General features: G+C 44.1%; 17 protein-coding genes, 1 tRNA gene and 2 pseudogenes. 7 read left to right on the forward strand and 13 right to left on the reverse strand.

Annotation, left to right across the window (positions count from 1 at the left end; genetic code table 11):
* Positions 1 to 108: 108 nt before the first annotated feature.
* The 6 genes from ACLQ6D_RS13185 to ACLQ6D_RS13210 all read left to right on the forward strand — a co-directional run bounded on the left by ACLQ6D_RS13185 (position 109) and on the right by ACLQ6D_RS13210 (position 5,089).
* Entirely contained in the window at positions 109 to 2,457 is a 2,349-nt protein-coding gene (locus tag ACLQ6D_RS13185; protein WP_411727782.1) for a DEAD/DEAH box helicase family protein, read from the forward strand.
* A gap of 17 nt (positions 2,458 to 2,474) precedes the next feature.
* Positions 2,475 to 3,197 carry a DUF3800 domain-containing protein gene (locus tag ACLQ6D_RS13190; protein ID WP_411727783.1) on the forward strand — a complete coding sequence of 241 codons (723 nt, stop codon included), beginning with the start codon at positions 2,475 to 2,477 and terminating at the stop codon, positions 3,195 to 3,197.
* Complete coding sequence (locus tag ACLQ6D_RS13195) at positions 3,191 to 3,736, forward strand: hypothetical protein (RefSeq protein WP_411727784.1); 546 nt, start codon at positions 3,191 to 3,193, stop codon at positions 3,734 to 3,736. The genes ACLQ6D_RS13190 and ACLQ6D_RS13195 overlap by 7 nt, the downstream gene beginning before the upstream one ends.
* Before the next feature lie 224 nt (positions 3,737 to 3,960).
* Complete coding sequence (locus ACLQ6D_RS13200; protein ID WP_411727785.1) at positions 3,961 to 4,368, forward strand: DUF5681 domain-containing protein; 408 nt, start codon at positions 3,961 to 3,963, stop codon at positions 4,366 to 4,368.
* On the forward strand, positions 4,365 to 4,841 hold the full coding sequence (locus ACLQ6D_RS13205) for a hypothetical protein (RefSeq protein WP_411727786.1): 477 nt from the start codon (positions 4,365 to 4,367) through the stop codon (positions 4,839 to 4,841). Before ACLQ6D_RS13200 ends, ACLQ6D_RS13205 begins: the two co-directional genes overlap by 4 nt.
* Positions 4,842 to 4,846: 5 nt before the next feature.
* Positions 4,847 to 5,089: a hypothetical protein gene (locus ACLQ6D_RS13210; protein WP_411727787.1), complete on the forward strand. Its 243-nt coding sequence runs from the start codon at positions 4,847 to 4,849 to the stop codon at positions 5,087 to 5,089.
* A 6-nt stretch (positions 5,090 to 5,095) separates the two neighbouring features.
* Here the strand turns inward: ACLQ6D_RS13210 and ACLQ6D_RS13215 are convergent.
* The 12 genes from ACLQ6D_RS13215 to ACLQ6D_RS13270 form a co-directional block, all read right to left on the reverse strand.
* A tRNA-Thr gene (locus ACLQ6D_RS13215) sits at positions 5,096 to 5,171 on the reverse strand.
* 319 nt (positions 5,172 to 5,490) lie between these two features.
* Entirely contained in the window at positions 5,491 to 5,667 is a 177-nt protein-coding gene (locus tag ACLQ6D_RS13220) for a DUF411 domain-containing protein (protein WP_411727788.1), read from the reverse strand.
* Positions 5,586 to 5,909: a hypothetical protein gene (locus tag ACLQ6D_RS13225; RefSeq protein WP_411727798.1), complete on the reverse strand. Its 324-nt coding sequence runs from the start codon at positions 5,907 to 5,909 to the stop codon at positions 5,586 to 5,588. Before ACLQ6D_RS13225 ends, ACLQ6D_RS13220 begins: the two co-directional genes overlap by 82 nt.
* Positions 5,910 to 6,000: 91 nt before the next feature.
* Positions 6,001 to 7,071 (reverse strand): uroporphyrinogen decarboxylase, encoded by a 1,071-nt coding sequence (hemE, locus tag ACLQ6D_RS13230; RefSeq protein ID WP_411727789.1) that lies wholly within the window; start codon positions 7,069 to 7,071, stop codon positions 6,001 to 6,003.
* 3 nt (positions 7,072 to 7,074) lie between these two features.
* Positions 7,075 to 8,565: an AAA family ATPase gene (locus ACLQ6D_RS13235; protein WP_411727790.1), complete on the reverse strand. Its 1,491-nt coding sequence runs from the start codon at positions 8,563 to 8,565 to the stop codon at positions 7,075 to 7,077.
* Positions 8,566 to 8,593: 28 nt separating this feature from the next.
* A complete protein-coding gene (gene aroB, locus ACLQ6D_RS13240; protein WP_411727791.1) occupies positions 8,594 to 9,673 on the reverse strand; it encodes a 3-dehydroquinate synthase in 1,080 nt (359 codons plus the stop codon).
* Entirely contained in the window at positions 9,673 to 10,191 is a 519-nt protein-coding gene (gene aroK / locus ACLQ6D_RS13245; protein WP_411727796.1) for a shikimate kinase AroK, read from the reverse strand. The genes aroB and aroK overlap by 1 nt, the downstream gene beginning before the upstream one ends.
* A gap of 70 nt (positions 10,192 to 10,261) precedes the next feature.
* Entirely contained in the window at positions 10,262 to 12,568 is a 2,307-nt protein-coding gene (gene pilQ, locus ACLQ6D_RS13250) for a type IV pilus secretin PilQ (RefSeq protein ID WP_411727792.1), read from the reverse strand.
* A 15-nt stretch (positions 12,569 to 12,583) separates the two neighbouring features.
* On the reverse strand, positions 12,584 to 13,147 hold the full coding sequence (locus tag ACLQ6D_RS13255; RefSeq protein ID WP_411727793.1) for a pilus assembly protein PilP: 564 nt from the start codon (positions 13,145 to 13,147) through the stop codon (positions 12,584 to 12,586).
* Entirely contained in the window at positions 13,147 to 13,779 is a 633-nt protein-coding gene (locus ACLQ6D_RS13260; RefSeq protein WP_411727797.1) for a type 4a pilus biogenesis protein PilO, read from the reverse strand. The genes ACLQ6D_RS13255 and ACLQ6D_RS13260 overlap by 1 nt, the downstream gene beginning before the upstream one ends.
* A complete protein-coding gene (locus ACLQ6D_RS13265; RefSeq protein ID WP_411727794.1) occupies positions 13,779 to 14,351 on the reverse strand; it encodes a PilN domain-containing protein in 573 nt (190 codons plus the stop codon). Before ACLQ6D_RS13265 ends, ACLQ6D_RS13260 begins: the two co-directional genes overlap by 1 nt.
* The gene (locus tag ACLQ6D_RS13270; protein WP_411727795.1) at positions 14,351 to 15,412 is read right to left on the reverse strand and encodes a pilus assembly protein PilM; all 1,062 of its coding nucleotides are present in this window, start codon (positions 15,410 to 15,412) and stop codon (positions 14,351 to 14,353) included. The genes ACLQ6D_RS13265 and ACLQ6D_RS13270 overlap by 1 nt, the downstream gene beginning before the upstream one ends.
* 339 nt (positions 15,413 to 15,751) lie before the next feature.
* On the opposite strand from ACLQ6D_RS13270, the pseudogene ACLQ6D_RS13275 reads away from it, so the two are divergent.
* A pseudogene (locus ACLQ6D_RS13275) lies at positions 15,752 to 16,333 on the forward strand (IS1 family transposase).
* A 246-nt stretch (positions 16,334 to 16,579) separates the two neighbouring features.
* Here the strand turns inward: ACLQ6D_RS13275 and ACLQ6D_RS13280 are convergent.
* Positions 16,580 to 16,696: pseudogene (locus tag ACLQ6D_RS13280) on the reverse strand (IS1 family transposase); the annotation flags it as partial.

The raw sequence follows: 16,696 nt of genomic DNA on the forward strand, positions 1-16,696 counted from the left end.
GTGCCTTTCAATCAAACACAAGCTCAATCATTTTGCTCTCAGGGCTAAATTGTATTTGAAAGCCGTCCGGCTGGCTTTCGACGAGCTTCAAACGCTTAAGTGCGTAAGGTGAGTTATTTAAGCAGCTTTGCCTTGGCCGATAAAAAATCTGTGAGTGTCGATTTGGCGACGGGTACGGGCAAAAGTTACGCGATTTACGGGCTGGCAAGAGTAATGCTGGCGGAAGGTTTGGTCGATAAGGTGTTGGTGTTATGCCCGACGTTGACCATAGAAGAAGGCTTAAAAGATAAGTTTTTGCAATTAAGCGCTGATCCCAATTTAACGTCAATTCTGCAAGAACTGGATGCAGTTTATCTTAATCCGGGCATTAAGAGTGCGAATGACCCGATTTTAGCGGGTGATATTTGCGTGGAAAATATTCATGCTGTTTATGACCGTACGGGTTCATCCATACGTGACAGTTTTACGGGCAAGGGCGGTCGTACCCTGGTTTTGAATGACGAGGCGCATCATATTTTCAGTGGCGTAGATCAGGCAACTAAACGCTGGCTTGAGTTTCTGAAAAACCCTGAGTTTGGCTTTCATTTTATCGTCAACTTTACGGGTACACCGTATATTGGCGACAGCTATTTTCCTGATGTGGTTTATCGCTATAGCCTGAAAAAAGCGATTGAGGCGCGGGTAGTTAAGCAAGTCGATTATGCGGAGGAACGATTAATTGGTGTTGATTGCGGCTTTGAAGAAACTTATCAGAACCATGTGCTGAATCAGCAAACTTACGGCAATAAACTGAAGCCTATCAGCATTATTGTCACGGAAAAAATTGCCTCATGTGTGGAAGTCTGGAATGTGTTGGTTGATTTTATTGCGGGCAAAGAAAACCTCACTCGACCACAAGCAGAGAAAAAGGTGATTTGGGTTGCGTCCGGTATTCCCAGTGGTAACGATGGCGTTCGTGTGAAAGCCCTGGTTGATAAAGCGGATAAAGTTCGCCGCGATAATGTGCAGTTGTTAAAAACGGTGGATGATGCCCAGAACCCCGTGGAATGGATTGTTTCGGTCAGTATGTTGACGGAAGGTTGGGATGTGAAAAATGTGTTTCAGATTGTCCCGCATGAGAATAGGGCATTTAATTCCAAGCTGTTAATTTCGCAAGTGCTGGGACGTGGCTTGCGGATGCCGCCGGGTTTGGCTGGCAATGCGTTGGTTAAAATCAATAATCACGAACGCTGGACATCCGATATTGCCGATTTGTACCGTGACGTGCTGGAAATTGAAAATCGGCTGTCTTGGGGTTATTCGGAAGCACAGCAACAATTCGTGTTTGACCTGCATAATCTGGATTATCAAGTTATCCAGCAAACCGAAGAAATCAAGTTAAAAGCAGCCAGTGAGCCGGAAACCATCGATTATTCGCCGCAGTCACGTAGTTATGAAGAAATAACAACTTATAACCGCTCCGCCAAAGTAACCACCTTGATTGAGAATCGCAATATTTTTACGATTGATGAGGCTGTCAAGCGCATTAAACTGTTTTTAAAAGATAAAGATGAGGATTTATCTGCCCGTTGGAGCAGCCAACACATTGCTGATTTGATTCAAAATAATTTGTCACGTACCAATCAAGAGACGGACTTTATCTCCCATGAAAATCTTTTAAAAACCCAGTCCGCCTTTGGGCCGATGTTTAGGGATTTAGGCAAGGTATCGCCGCGTTATGAAATGAAGCCGAATAATTTGATTGATGCAGATATACGCAAGTTAAACCGGCAATCCTTTTCCGAAGACGGATTAAAAAACGCTACGCATGTTTTTTATTTGGAGAATCAGGAGGCTGGTTTATCCGGCGATGAAAAGCCGCTCTGGAAGGGTTTTATGAAAGTACGTGAAATTGCCGTTAACCATGACTATGTTAAGGACGAAGATGCGTATTTGTTAAGTAACTTGCATCCCATCAGCCAAACCGATTTTAAGTCACCGACTAATTTCATCGTCACGTCTTCCGAGCCGGAAACAAAATTCGCCAAACACGTTTTTCAAAATATTAGTTTGTTCGATTCGGTGTTAAAAAGCCCCGATAAGGGCTTTTATGCTTTTCCGTATTCTTACAAGCCGGAAACAACCGCCAAAACACACGTTAAGTCTGAAAACTTCAACCCTGATTTTTTTATCAAGGTTGCGGGGAAGCAAGAGGTGTTAGTTGTAGAGATTAAGGCGGACGGTGATGATTCCAATAAAAACAAAGCCAAACTGCGCGAAGGCAAAAAGCATTTTGCTGAATTAAACCGGAAATTGCAGGAAGATGGCGGGAATTGGACGTACTTCTTTTATTTTTTGAGTCCCGAAGATTATTCGCATTTTTTTAACGCGGTGAAGGATGGGCGTTATGAGAATTGGGAATCTAATTTGATGATTGGTTTACAGGCAAGTTTGTTGGAACAATCATCTGAAACATAATTAATCCGAATCCATATATGTCAGAAAATTTTGCAACATCATATTCTTATAAATTATTCTGCGATGAAAGCTGTCATCTTGAGCATGACAGTTCTAATGTGATGGTACTGGGTACGATTTGTTGTCCTGAAGAAAGTGTCGAGAAAATTAATCGTCAAATTAAAGCCTTACGTTACCAACATAGCTATAAAAATGAGTTGAAATGGACACAGCTGCATTTTAAGCAAATCGGTTTTTACAAAGCCTTGATTGATCTGTTTTTGGAAACAGAGGCATTGCGCTTTAAAGCTACCGTGGTGCTTAACAAGAAGGCTTTGAACCACGAACAATTTAATCAAGGTTCACATAATAATTTTTACTACAAGATGTTTTATTACACCTTGCGGGATTTTTTAGAACCCCGAAATCATTACAATATTTATCTTGACTATATGGATACGCAAGGTAGGGACAAGGCTAAGAAATTGATGGAAGTTTTGCACAACGCTAATTTCGGACAAGTTAATATAGCGACTTATATTATTCGCTCTCATGAATCACAATTGATCCAGTTATGTGATTTGCTGATTGGTGCGCTGTCATACAGTAATCGCACTGATATTGCCCATGAAAGTAAGGTGAAAAATGAGCTGGTTGATTACCTTGTGTTAAAGCTATGCCATCGTTTAGATATGGGTACGCCGCCTTGGGAACAAAAGTTTAATATTTTCCGTTTCTCGCCCAGAGGAACAATATGCTGAGTGAACCTTTGCAGTTGGGAAAAGTTGATGCCAGTAAAATTATCGATTTTTTGTACACCTTTTTCCATCGTGATTTTGTGGCAAATAAAACCTATTTGAGTCAGACGGTTTACATCAACCCTAGAAGTGACCGTTTAGATGATGGTAAGGAACTGGTTTTTTGGCATTTGACCACCCGTGAAAATAAGCGGCAGGTGCGGCAAGGAAATCGCTGGGTTTGGATAAGCGAAGGGCGTTGCACAGATTATGCACGTTCTGAACGGATTGAGTGGGTTAAACAGGTTTTGGTTAACCACGATCATCCCTCAATCAGGTTGTTTTATCATCGAGAAAACAATGCTAAACGGAATATTCGTCTTTATTTATGGGCGCATGAACATGATTTTGTGGTTATTTTGCAAAAACTTGGTCGTAGCAGTTCTTTTTTGGTGACCAGTTTTTATTTGTCTGATAAAGGTAAGTGTACAGATTATGAACGTCGTTATTGTCTCTATAAAGACAAACAAATCAAGGAACTTGATGGGTGCGAATGGTTTTAGATGGGGAGTAAAAGAGGTTGGTCGTCTATTGTTAGGCCGGACGATACGGCCACCTCTTTCTACTCAATGGTAGATGAGCAGTTATAAATATAGGCTTAATGGCGGTGATTTTCAAGAAAAATATAAAGACTTGTAGCGGCTTAATAGTTATCCAACGGTTTCAAATCGGAAATAATTGAAAACTACCACTATCAAAATCCCTGATAAAAGCAGGTTTATAACAGATGGAAATCACAAAATTCAAGCCTGGGGAAAGCGGCAATCCCAACGGCAGACCGAAGAACAAGACCCCCGCCACCTTGATTAGAAAATCAATCGCTGATGATTTACCCGATATTATCAATGCACTGATAGCCAAAGCCAAAGAGGGTGATGTACCAGCGGCTAAAGTGTTGCTAGATCGGGTATGCCCACCGTTAAAACATCAAGCCTTACCAATATCCTTGCCTGTTAATGGCGGATTGGTTGAGCAAGGCAGCGAGGTTATCCGGGCAACTCTGGCAGGGGAAATACCACCGGACATCGGCAGCCAATTAATCACGGCCTTATCTAATCAAGGTAAGCTAATTGATTTAGAAGAACTGACAGACAGGCTTAAGCGTATCGAAAGACAATTAGAGGCTAGAACGTGAAGGCCGCGCAAGTGGATAAGCTCTACAACAAACTAACGCCCACTGAACAAGCGGCATTGGCTTTTGAAGCCATTGCGCGTAACGACGATGCCGAATTGAATGTGATTGTTGAGAGTGTCGAACGCAAAGACTACCGATGTACGCATTGGGATTTTAGGTGGCGTTTATCGGGCTTGACCAACCTTGCCTCCTATTACGCGATGATCTACTGGAAAACTCGTACTTATATGGAGGTGGTGAACAGCAAGTACAATGAGTGCGGCAATGAAGCCGACCAAAAGGCCGCTTTTGTATTTTTGGACAGGCTGCTGGCAATGGAGGTTGCCCTGGCTGATGTTTGCGCCAAGATGAATATTGATGTGCTGGCAGTAAAGAAATTTGCCCAATGTGACAATGAGCATACGCCTGAAAAGTGCAATGATGAGGAATTGGTTAAGGCGTATGTCGGGCTGTTTATGAGGATGATTGGTTAGCCGTATTGCAAAACCTACACATCATTGAAGCTATCGTCAACGCCTTCCATGAAGGGCAAAAACAAGCCAGAGCCTGTGGGATAGATCAATCACCAATTCAAGCCGCTAACCATGCGGCTTTTTTGTGTCTTGTGAAAGCCTGTTTCTGGCGGCAATGTTGCCCAGAAACGCTTTATATTTTCACGCAATGTTACCCCAGCGTTACCCCAGAAAAAACAAAAGTCATTTTGTTTCTAGTAAGTGATTGATTTATATGGAGCCAATGGCGGGAGTCGAACCCGCGACCTACTGATTACGAATCAGTTGCTCTACCAACTGAGCTACATCGGCTAATTAACTGACAATCCCTTTGGCAACCGAGAGAAACACAAATTGTGGATCAAGCTTTGACTGAGACAAGTGGAAATTTTAGAACAAGATTCAACATTTCTTTGTTTTTATGTGCTTTCTCAAAAGGATTTTAGCAGTTCGGTAAACGTTATATATTTTGAACTGGCATACAGCGTTTTTTAGGGCAAATCCAGTCGTCATCAGATGGCTCGTACAACGCCAGAATGGTTTTGGCGCCGCCCACTACATCGCCGACAAGGACCATCACTCGGCCTGATAGCTGTTAAATACCTGGCGCTGGTTTTTTTATCAAAACTAATCACTTGATAGGCATCTTTTTGCTGCCCATTTCCATTCCTGGAGTGCCGCTAGGCATACCCGGAACAGCTATTCCCACAACGCTAGGTTTATTTTTCAAAAGCGCCCTAATGTCGCTAGCGGGTGCATGTCCTTCAACGACATAGCCGTTAACGATGGCAGTATGGCATGAGGCCATTTCCTGAGTAATGCCGTATTTATTTTTATGGCCTGCACATCGTCTGAAACAACATCATTTACATTGAAGTTGTTTTGTTTTAAATGTTCCACCCACTTTCCGCAACAACTACAGCTTGGGCTTCTGTGTACAACAATGTTTACCCGCTCCTCAACTTGACCGCTTTCAGCCCAAGCAAAACAAGCAAAACAAGCATTAACCAGCAATGCAATAGCTAGAATATTATTCGTTTTCTTCATCATAAACACTCTTCTCCTAAGTAAACGCTGATCAAATCCTTCCTGGATTTTTCAGCGGTCTCCAATGGCAAATGCGGCTTGCTCTTGGCTCAACTTAGCAGAACCGATGATACGCCGGACTGTATTGATGAATGGCATCCACCATCGCTTTCACATGATCTGGATTGATGTCAGGCAGGATACCGTGTCCCAAATTGAAGACATGACCGGAACCGGGGCCATATTTTTCCAAAATGGTTTTTACCTTCGCAACAATAAAATCAGGTTGCGCGTAAAGCGTAACCGGATCCATATTGCCTTGCAGCGCAACCTTGTCACCGACCCTAGCCCTGGCTACTTGAATATCCGTTTGCCAATCCAGGCCTAATGCATCATAACCCCCATCAAGCATAGCTTCCAGCCATTGTCCACCACCTTTGGTAAACAGGATAGTCGGGGTTTTTTGCTCACCGCTGCCAGTATTCAAAAGAGATCGTACTTGTTTGGCATAGTTCAATGAAAATTCTACATAATCCTCGGACGTTAACATGCCTCCCCAGGTATCAAATAACATGACAACCTGGGCACCAGCAGCAATTTGTGCATTCAAATAGGCCGCTACTGAGATAGCCAACTTATCTAACATGATGTGCATGTGTTTAGGTTGCCCATACATTAAACCCTTAACTTTTTGAAAGCTTTTACTGCTGCCGCCTTCTATCATATACGTTGCCAATGTCCACGGGCTGCCGGAAAATCCGATTAACGGTACACTACCTTGTAGTGCTTTTCTAATCAATCGAACGGCATCGACAACGTAACGTAACTCAGTTTCGGGATCGGGTATGGGTAATTTGTTGATATCAGCAACCGTTTTTATAGGATTCTTAAATTTAGGCCCTTCACCTTCGGTGAAATAAAGCCCCAAACCCATTGCATCGGGGATAGTCAAAATATCGGAAAACAGTATAGCCGCGTCAAAATCAAATCGACGTAAAGGTTGCATAGTGACTTCACAGGCTAGTTCTGGATTTGTGCATAAGTTAAGAAAACTGCCCGCCTGTTCCCTGACTTGCCTATATTCCGGCAAGTACCTCCCTGCCTGACGCATCATCCATACAGGCGTGTACTCCACTGGCTGTTTCAATAACGCCCTGATGAATGTGTCGTTTTTTAATTTCGTCATTTTTTATTCGGGCGTATGGGTTTGAGTTGCAGTATTCATCTCCCTTTGAACCGAGCCCATCTTACGCATCCAGATTTTTTGCAATTCTTTAGGCAGCAATGCCCCCTCGCTTTTAGCTTGTTCGGGACTTGAAAAAGAGCCATAGACTAAGACAAACCTGTCTTTACCGCTCCTGGTTTTGGTCTTTAGGTACCTCAAGTTTTGCCCCAATGCCTGATGCCTTTGCAAAACCTCGATGATAGCCTGTTTTCTTGATAGCGCCATAAGCTGTAAGGTGTAATTTTCAACCGGCTGTTCCATTAACCAATGTCCTCCTTCGTCCAGGGCAATGGATGTATCTACCTGAACTTGACCTGAAGCTGTGACTTCTTCAGTTATATGTGGCACATCATTTGCCTGTAGCTGACCAGCATTTTCGCTGGCTGAAGAAACAGGGCCAGGCGATTGCAATCCGGTTTCGTCATGTTTCAATCCTTGTTCAACCGTCACCTGACTGAGTGGATCATTTATTACATCATCCCTGAACCCGGCTGATTTACCCGTATTCAATGTTTCAGCAGGTCCCTGTGTTTCTTGCGGCACGGGGGATTCGGGCGATTGGGAAACGGATTCCGGCTGTTTAACCTGCACCGGAGCCACCTGAGGTTTTACCAATGCTTGTTGAATATTCGTATCACCCTGTTGATTATTATCGGTAGCCGTGACCTTATTGCTATCGATTTTTTGCCTGGAACTCCACCATTGCACACCCAGCGCCACAACAATTAACACGATCACGGCATAAGTAAGGATAACCATGGAATGGTCTGTTTTTTTGCGGACATCGGCTGCGGGTAGTTGGGCAAGTATGTTCCCAGGTATGCCATGGGTTTCACGATAAAGCGCAGCAACCTTATTTTCATTGATGGCGCTGAACTGAATCCGGGGTCTGGGCAATGTCGATAAATATTCCAGAAACTCACCGCTTTGTTTTTCCGATAGCGGTGGAATTTCGATTTGATAGCAATTTTCTATCGCAGGATCCGTACCGTTTTTTAAATATAGTTCACTGTGTGTCAGTGCAAAAATAATCCTTAAAACGGGTTTGCCGTCAATATATGAAATAATCTTTTCAATCAACCCTGGCGCTAAGTTGCCCGCATCATCAATCACCAACACAATCTTCATGCACCAGCTTGCCATCCTATCAAAGCCATTTTCCAAGGACTGGAACTTAAGGTCGGGCACATTCTGGCCAATTGTTTCGCCCAACAATTCCTGAATCTTTTCAAGGCTTAATTTGCTGTCGCCCTGCACCCAACAAAATATCCAGGATTCTAATGTCGTTTTCTGAAAATTTTTGATTAACCGGGTTTTGCCAATTCCTTCGGGACCGCAAACAATAATCGCACGAGCCAAGTTGGTAATAAGATGATTCAGCAGTTCAAGCTTTTCCGTTCGTTCCCTGGTTATTAAAGGATACCCTGAATCCGGTGCATTCATTTGAGCGTTCACTGGGGTTTTCACGTGATAGGCAAAGTAATTAATTTCTATATGATTCAAGTGTTGTGCGTAATAACTTTTCATCAACACCGACAGGCAACGTTGCTAGCCCAATCGCTTTTAGCAAAATTAACCTTATTTCACCGTCAACATTTTTCTTATCTACAGACATCAATTGTAAAAATCGCTCAGGATTCAATGAATCCGGTGGATTGATCGGAAGCTTGGCCCTTTTGAAAAGGGCAATGATCTTATCCACATCGCTATCAGACAACCAACCCATCCGTCTGGAAAGATCCGCTGCCTGACACGTACCGATGGCGACTGCTTCCCCATGCAGATACTCGCCATAACCAATGCCTGTTTCAATCGCATGGGCAAAGGTGTGACCCAAGTTCAAAGTGGCCCTTACACCCGCCTCGGTTTCATCCTCTGCAACAACCTCCGCTTTATTGATACATGAACGTTCTATGGCTAAGGCTAACGCTTTCTTGTCCCTGGACAATAAGGCTTCCATATTATCTTCTAGCCACCCAAAAAATTCAGCATCCCTAATCAAGCCATATTTAATGACTTCAGCAAGACCAGCAGACAATTGCCGATCATCCAGCGTATTGAGGACATCAGTATCAGCAATAACACACTGAGGCTGGTAAAAAGCGCCTATCATATTTTTCCCCAAAGGGTGATTGACACCCGTCTTTCCACCCACAGAAGAATCGACTTGTGCCAGCAACGTTGTCGGTATTTGGATAAAGGGAATACCGCGTTGGTAGCAAGCCGCAGCAAAACCGCCCATGTCGCCAATAACCCCTCCGCCCAAGGCAATCAAGGTCGCGCTGCGTCCAAATTTGTTTACCAGCAGGGTATCGAAAATCTGGTTAATAATCTCCAGGTTTTTAAATTGTTCGCCCTCCGGGAGGATTACTTTTGCGACCTTATAACTTCGTAAATTTTCCAAAACAGCATCCAAATACAGGGCCGCAACCGTATTGCTAGTCACAACCAGCGCCTGACTACCTTTAATGTGCCGAGCATAAAGCACAGACTGATCCAGTATCCCGGAACCTATATAAATAGGGTAACTACGATTGCCTAATTTTACCTGCAAAGTGTTCATTAATTTACTGCCCTATATTCCTCCAGAATGCGGTTAACCACCGTTTTTCTTTTGAGGATGCCCGTATCTATCCTGAAATTGGCGCATGATAAATACAGGGGCTGGCGTTGCTCAAATAGCCGCTGCAAACGTTCCTTAGGGTTATCCGTTTTTAATAATGGCCGTTGCGTATCGCGGCGTGTACGCTCCAAAATCCTCTCCACAGAACATTGCAAATAGACGATATAACCGTTTTCTTTTAGTACTTTCCGGTTTTCTTCCCTCAAGATAGCGCCGCCACCGGTTGCAAGCACGATGCCGTGCAACTGGGTTAACTTCTGGATCATTTTCTGCTCCCTATCCCTAAAACCCTCCTCGCCTTCAAATTCAAAGATGGTCGGAATATCAACACCGGTGCTTTCTTCAATGGCTCTGTCACTGTCATAAAACGGCACAGCCAGGGATTTTGCCAATTGCCTACCTATGGTCGTTTTGCCAGCCCCCATATGGCCAATCAAGTAAATGTTCTCCTTTGTCATCTGGGGCACTGTTATTTCAACGCACTAAAAAGGGGGCATTATGCCCCCTTTTTGCGCTAAGTTGAAGTTGTCAGTTTGATGCTACATTATCCTTGACAATTTTTGGGGTGACAAAAATCAACAATTCATTTTTGTCATCTTGATTTATTGTCCTTCTGAACAAGAAACCAACACCAGGCAAATCAGCGAAGAAAGGCACCTTATTGAGGCTATTATTGAGCGTTTCCTCAAAAATTCCACCGAGAACGACGGTTTCCCCATCCATCACATGAACATTGGTTTCAAGTTGCCGCGTATCAATAGCAACCCCATCCACGGATGCCAGACCTGGAGCATCTTTGGCAACCTTTAATGCCATCACTACACTGCCACTGGGTGTTATCTGCGGAATAACATCCAGTGTTAAGGTGGCATCCTTATATTCTACGGTGAATGCCCCTTGTCCTTGTTGGACTCGATAAGGGATCTGGGTCCCTTGTTTTATGGTTGCCTGGCAACGGTCAGATGTCAACACCCGTGGATTAGAGAGCAGCTCACCTTGGCCTTGATCCTGTAAAGCCGATAATTCCAGGTTCAATACATAATCAGCGGCCCTTGCCAAGGTCATACCAAGCGCTCCATAGGGGGTACCACTAGCACCAGCGACACCAAGGTCAACGAGTTGGTCAGTTACGCTCACATCGCCAGTTGTGCTGTTTCCTTGAGTATTTACGCCACCAATTCCAAATTGTTGTATCGGTTCACCAGCACCATTTCTTGACAAAACTCCCTGTTTTGCCACGCCAAACCTTACGCCTAAGGATTTTGCAAAAGTATTGGATGCCGTCGCTATCCTCACCTCTATCATGACCTGCCGCACGGAAACGTCGAGCCTACGGATCAATTTTTTGGCGTCCTCCAAACGTTTTGCCGTCTCACGCACGATTAGGGTATTAGTCCTTGCATCAACAACTGCAGAGCCGCGTCCTGACAATATCCTGAATTGGTCGTTTTGGGCACTGTTGCCGCTTCCTTGTCCTTGCCCTTGCCCTTGCCCCTGAGCTTGTCCTTGAGCAGAGCTTTGCACAGCCGACGAACTTGACGAAGAGGAACCACTTGAACCTGATGACGAACTCGGACCACAGCTACCAAAAGCGCCGGTATCCTGCCCATTTAGCAAATTCCTAAAATTTTCCGCCCTGGCATAATTGATTTTAATGTATTCGGTCACCAAAGGCTCCAGCTGCTCAACAATCTGTTCGGTTGCCTGTTGCTTTTCCTTGTATTCTTTGATCTTACCGACTGGCGCAATCAGGGTGACATTGCCGGATTCAAATTTCTCCAGCCCCTTAGTCATCATGATGAAATCCAGCGCTTCGTCCCAGGGCACGTCATCCATCTTCAAGGTAATGGTTCCGGTCACCTCATCGCCAGCCACCACATTCTGTCCGGTGAATTCGGCCAAGATGGCGATTACGCTTCGTATATCAATGTCCTGAAAATTCAAAGACAGCCTATCCCCCTTGTACTTCTCCCTTTTGCTGTCCAGTATCTCTTTCTCTTCAGTGGTTAATGGCCGAAACTCAACCGTTAACAACCCTTCCGACTGAAACAATGAATAATCATAAAGACTATTTAGCATCCCAACGGTAATCGTGGTTTCCCGATTTGACGATGCCGCACCAATCGTCTTGACAGGTGTGGCAAACTCGGTAACATCCAGTCGTTTTGACAAACTGTCAGGAAGCCGAGTATTGATAAAACTTAAAACGACATTGCCGCCTTCTTGCCTAGTATTTACGACAGTATCGGGATTGGCCAGCGACACCAGGATACGGCCTTCGCCATTATCGCCACGCTTAAAGTCTATGCCCCGGATCCCTTGCTCAGGCATCAAGCCTGCGGCCACGGAGGACGGTGTCGATTTCCTGATGAACGGCCTTGTTGCAACAGGGAGCGATGTCGCTGACCGTGCGTTGGTTAACAATAACAAAACCTTGTTGCCTTCAACTTTGGTATCGAACGGTGTTGATTCAACCAAGTTAACGACTACGCGCACCCTATCTGCCGCTTCTGCGATATAAATACTGCTGATTGCACCTTGATTGATCGGATACGTTTTTTTATCAAGACCATTTGCAACACCCTGAAAATCCAGGGCAATCCTGGCTGGGTTATCAGTTTGAAATACTTTGGGCGCAATAGCGGGGCCACTCATCTCCATCTGTATTTGAAACTTGCCCCCCGCCACGGCAGCAACATCAATACTTGAGATAGTAAGGTCGGCAGCTTTAACAAATGTAATTTGGAATAGTAATAACAATAAGCTCAAACTAATGGTCGCAACCCGCGACCGCGCCACTTTGTTACACATAATATCACCCTGTTGATTATTCATTTATTACCCTCAAAATCACTCAGTCAAAGCTAATGAAGTTTGTTGTTCACGCCAAGTGCCAGGCTTATCAGGAACAATTTCCATTAATTCAATCCTATCGGTCAGAATGCGGATAATTTTCCCATAATTCTTACCCATATAATTCCCAACTTGTATACGGTAAATTGTTTTATCGCTCGCTTTCACCAAACCCCATAATTTGGCTTTCATGACTACCGTACCCACCATTCTTAAGCTATCCAGGGGAAATGCCTCCAGTTCTTCCTTACGCCGTGAAGTATCAGGCTTTATTCCATTACCACCCGCAACTTGGACATCCTCTTCCTGTTCGGACTCATTAAGCGCTTTAAAGGGATCGCGCAAACCTTCCGGCTTAAATACAAAAGGCTCAACCGGCTTGATTTCCGGTAACGGCTCAATGGTTCCCTTCGGCCTGGCCTTAACCTCCCCTATGTACTGCTGTAAATCGGAAAAACCATCATCACCGCAGCCCACTAGCAGCGTTGAAAGAAATAGTGAACACAGCAATAAAAAATTTAATCGATTGCAATTTGTCAAAAACAATTTTTTGTCATCCATTACTTCCCACCCCTTTTTACACTATCGCCGGGAGTTTGAGATTCAGATACACGTTGCTCGTTATAAGTTTTGATTGTCGCATCCATTACCATTGTATCTTCTGCATTTTCCTTACCAGTAATAGGTGTAATTTTCACATCATGAACAGTAACGATTCTGGGTAGTGATGCCAAACCACTGACAAATAAACTAAGCTCCTCATACTTGCCGATCACCTGAATACTAATAGGCAACTCCGAATAGAACTCCTTTGCAATAGGCACCAGAGGCTGGAATAACCTGAATTCTAACCCGCTTGCCAACCCGGTTTGGGAAATATCAATCAGTAAACTTGCCACTTCCTCTTGTGTAGGCATCTGCTTGATCATGATTGCCAAGGAGGTTTCGATCTGAGCTAGCTGGTCACGATAGTCCTGGAGATTGGCCGATTTTTTCTGCTTGCCTTCAAACTCAGTTTTTAAGTCAAGTTCCTTTTTTTCTAAACTTTCAAGCTCATCTAACTGTCCGATGGTATCCAGATAAACACCGGCCCCTGCCACAATCACACAAACGATAGCAGTAACTAAAGCTTTTACGGGTGCAGGCCATGTTCCTGAGGCATTAATATCCCAATTAATCTCCGACAGGTTCATCATTTCACCCCTTCTTCGGTTTCGGTATTCTTCTTACCTAGCGTAGCACGCATGATAAAATCGCTATGCTGTTCAACATTGGTTTTATCCGGCGATTTAATCACATCAAGTTTAGGCGTTTTCAACCAGGAAGAAGTCTCGACAGCCCGCATAAACGCAGAAACGCGAGCGTTGGACTGGGTCTTACCCTCAAAATTCAAGTCCGCTCCCACTTGAACAAACTTGGTCAAAAAAACGCCGTCTGGAGTCGTTCTGGGGATTTCGTCGAATAAGTGAACAATTTCCGGCCGACTTTCCTGCAATCGTTGCACCAGATCAATCTTTGATAGCAGTTGGCTTTTCCTTTCCCCGATGCTTTTAACTTCGACAATTTTAGTGTCAAGCAGCACAATTTCACCTTGTATCATCTCGTTTCTTTGCTCTTGGCGTTCCTTCAATCCGCCAATGTAAAGATGCACCAACCCCAGGATAAGCGTGGTCGCCAATGCCGCCAATCCTAGTAATGATAAAAATTCCTTTTTCTTTTGTTGCCGCCGCTCTTCCCGCCAAGGGAGTAAATTGATTTTTGCCATTAATCGAAACTCCTTAGCGCCAATCCGCATGCCAACATCAACGCAGGCGCATCAGCACTCAAGATTTGTGGCTTCACTTTATTGGAAAGCGCCATACTGATGAATGGGTTAGCTATATAGGCAGTTATCCCTAAGGTTTGCTCCACCAGACTGTCAATCCCTGGTATGGAAGCACAACCACCGGCCAGGACAATGCCGTCGACACTTCTGTTTGCGCTTGATGATATGAAAAATTGCATAGACCTGGAAATTTGCTGCACCATTGCTTTTTTGAATGGGTCTAAAACATCGACTATGTAACTTTCAGGTAATCCGCCTCGCTTTTTTGCCAAGCCCGCTTCCTCATAGGAAAAACCGTACCGGCGCTGAATTTCTTCAGTAAGCTGTTTGCCTCCGAACCCCTGTTCTCGTGTGTAAACAGTGCGTCCATCATGGACAATGCTTAAGGTTGCCATCGTTGCCCCCACATCTGCTACGGCATAGGTTTTACCTTCGGTAGCGCCTTCCAGTTGGTCAGTAAGCAACACAAAGGCATTTTCTATTGCAAAAGCCTCAACATCCACAATCCTCGCTTTTAAACCCGCTTTAGTCAAGGCTTCAACCCGGTCATTGACGTTCTCTTTTCTCGATGCCACCAGCAATACATCAAGCATTTGCGGGTTGTTCTCATTAACGCGCTGAACTTCAAAATCAAGATTGACCTCATCAAGCGCGTAGGGTACATATTGAGAGGCTTCATCCAAGACCTGGTCTTCAATCTCAGTGTCACCCAAAGAAGCAGATATGGTTATGACTTTCGACATAACGGCCGAACCGGAAACTGAAACACAGGCTTGCCGCAGCTTGGTGTCAGATTGCTTAACAGCTACTTTTATTGCGTCAGCAATAAAGTCAGTATTAGGAATATTCTTATCGACAAACGCCTCTTGAGACAAAGGGGAAACAGCATAACTTTCAACACGGTAGCGGGTACCTAATTTGCTTATTTCCAGCAACTTGACAGCGACAGTGCTAATATCTAATCCGAGTACCGCATTCTGTTTCTGATTAAACCAGATCATGAAACGCCCTTATTGGTTATTTATCCCAGATTGCGATGCTGATATCACTAACTTCATCAAAGCAACCAATATTTTGGCAAAAGTATAGTAGCCTTTTCTGTTTTCATACTAAAAAATGAAATTTATTTGTTTCTTTATGTTGCTCTATACTCGCAGCCAGATTTTTTAGAAGCGCCCTGGGAGCGTACGAATCATTTGACTGGACTTAAAATCCCTACCTTGCCACCCCAATAAAAAAACTCGCCAGGATTATTTGTGCCCATAAAACTGAAAGGCATTGTTAAATTATTACTTTTCTGCTCTTCATAATCGTAATATCTAGGTAAGAAAAGGCTCATGATAAATTGTCCGAAATGCCACTCAGGGGCTTGCGTTAAAGACGGCATAGTCCAGGGCAGGCAGCGTTATAGATGTAAAGGCTGCGGCTACCGCCACACAGTCAAGGAGCGGGGGCTGGGGGCTGACAAAAACGTCATGCGTTGGAGCTTTACTTGGAAGGCATGGGGTTTAGGTCAATCGGACGGTTTTTGCGATGTAGTCATGTTGCTGTCTTCAACTGGATTAAAAGTTATGGCGCAGCGATTGAAGGCATCCGCTCCAGTGTCGGCGTTGAGGTTGTCGAAATGGATGAAATGCATACTTATGTCGGTTCAAAACAAACTATTGCTGGGTCTGGATTGCTGTTGATCGACATGGGAAACGCTTCCTCCACTGCGTTGTGGGTTCCAGCGACACCAAACAGGAGAAAAGTCAAAGGCTGAAACCTATACCAAGGAAGACTACAATAGCTTGTTTCGGCATTTCCTGGCACGGCTGCGGCGCAAATCAAAGTGCTACAGCAAAAGCCAGGAAATGCTCAAGTATTCCGTCATGTTATTACTGCTGAAATGGAATGGCGATTTGAAAACTATATTAAATTAACAATGCCAAGAAAAAACACCGATGCTTTCTGCCGAAAAAGCAAACGCAGAAGCGACCAAGCGTTTGGTTAAGGAAAAGCTGATGGAAGCACTGTATCTAGCCTCATAAAAAGGGCACAGGCTTAAAAAGTCCGCTGCAGCCTTATGAGCCATTATAAAATAACATGTACTTTTAGGTAGTGTTTGGCAGAAATGTATTGGTTAATTCGTCACGGAAAAACATCCATGTGATTCTTTAACGGAATTGCTAATTTAATATAGCTAGCATATTATTCCATTTTGCCATCAGTAGCCTAACAGAGTATTCCAGCATTTTTTGGCATTTACTGTAGCATTTTGATTTGCGGCGCAACCTGGCAAGAAA

It is taken from the genome of Methyloglobulus sp. (assembly GCF_046714055.1).
Taxonomy (GTDB): Bacteria; Pseudomonadota; Gammaproteobacteria; order Methylococcales; family Methylomonadaceae; genus Methyloglobulus.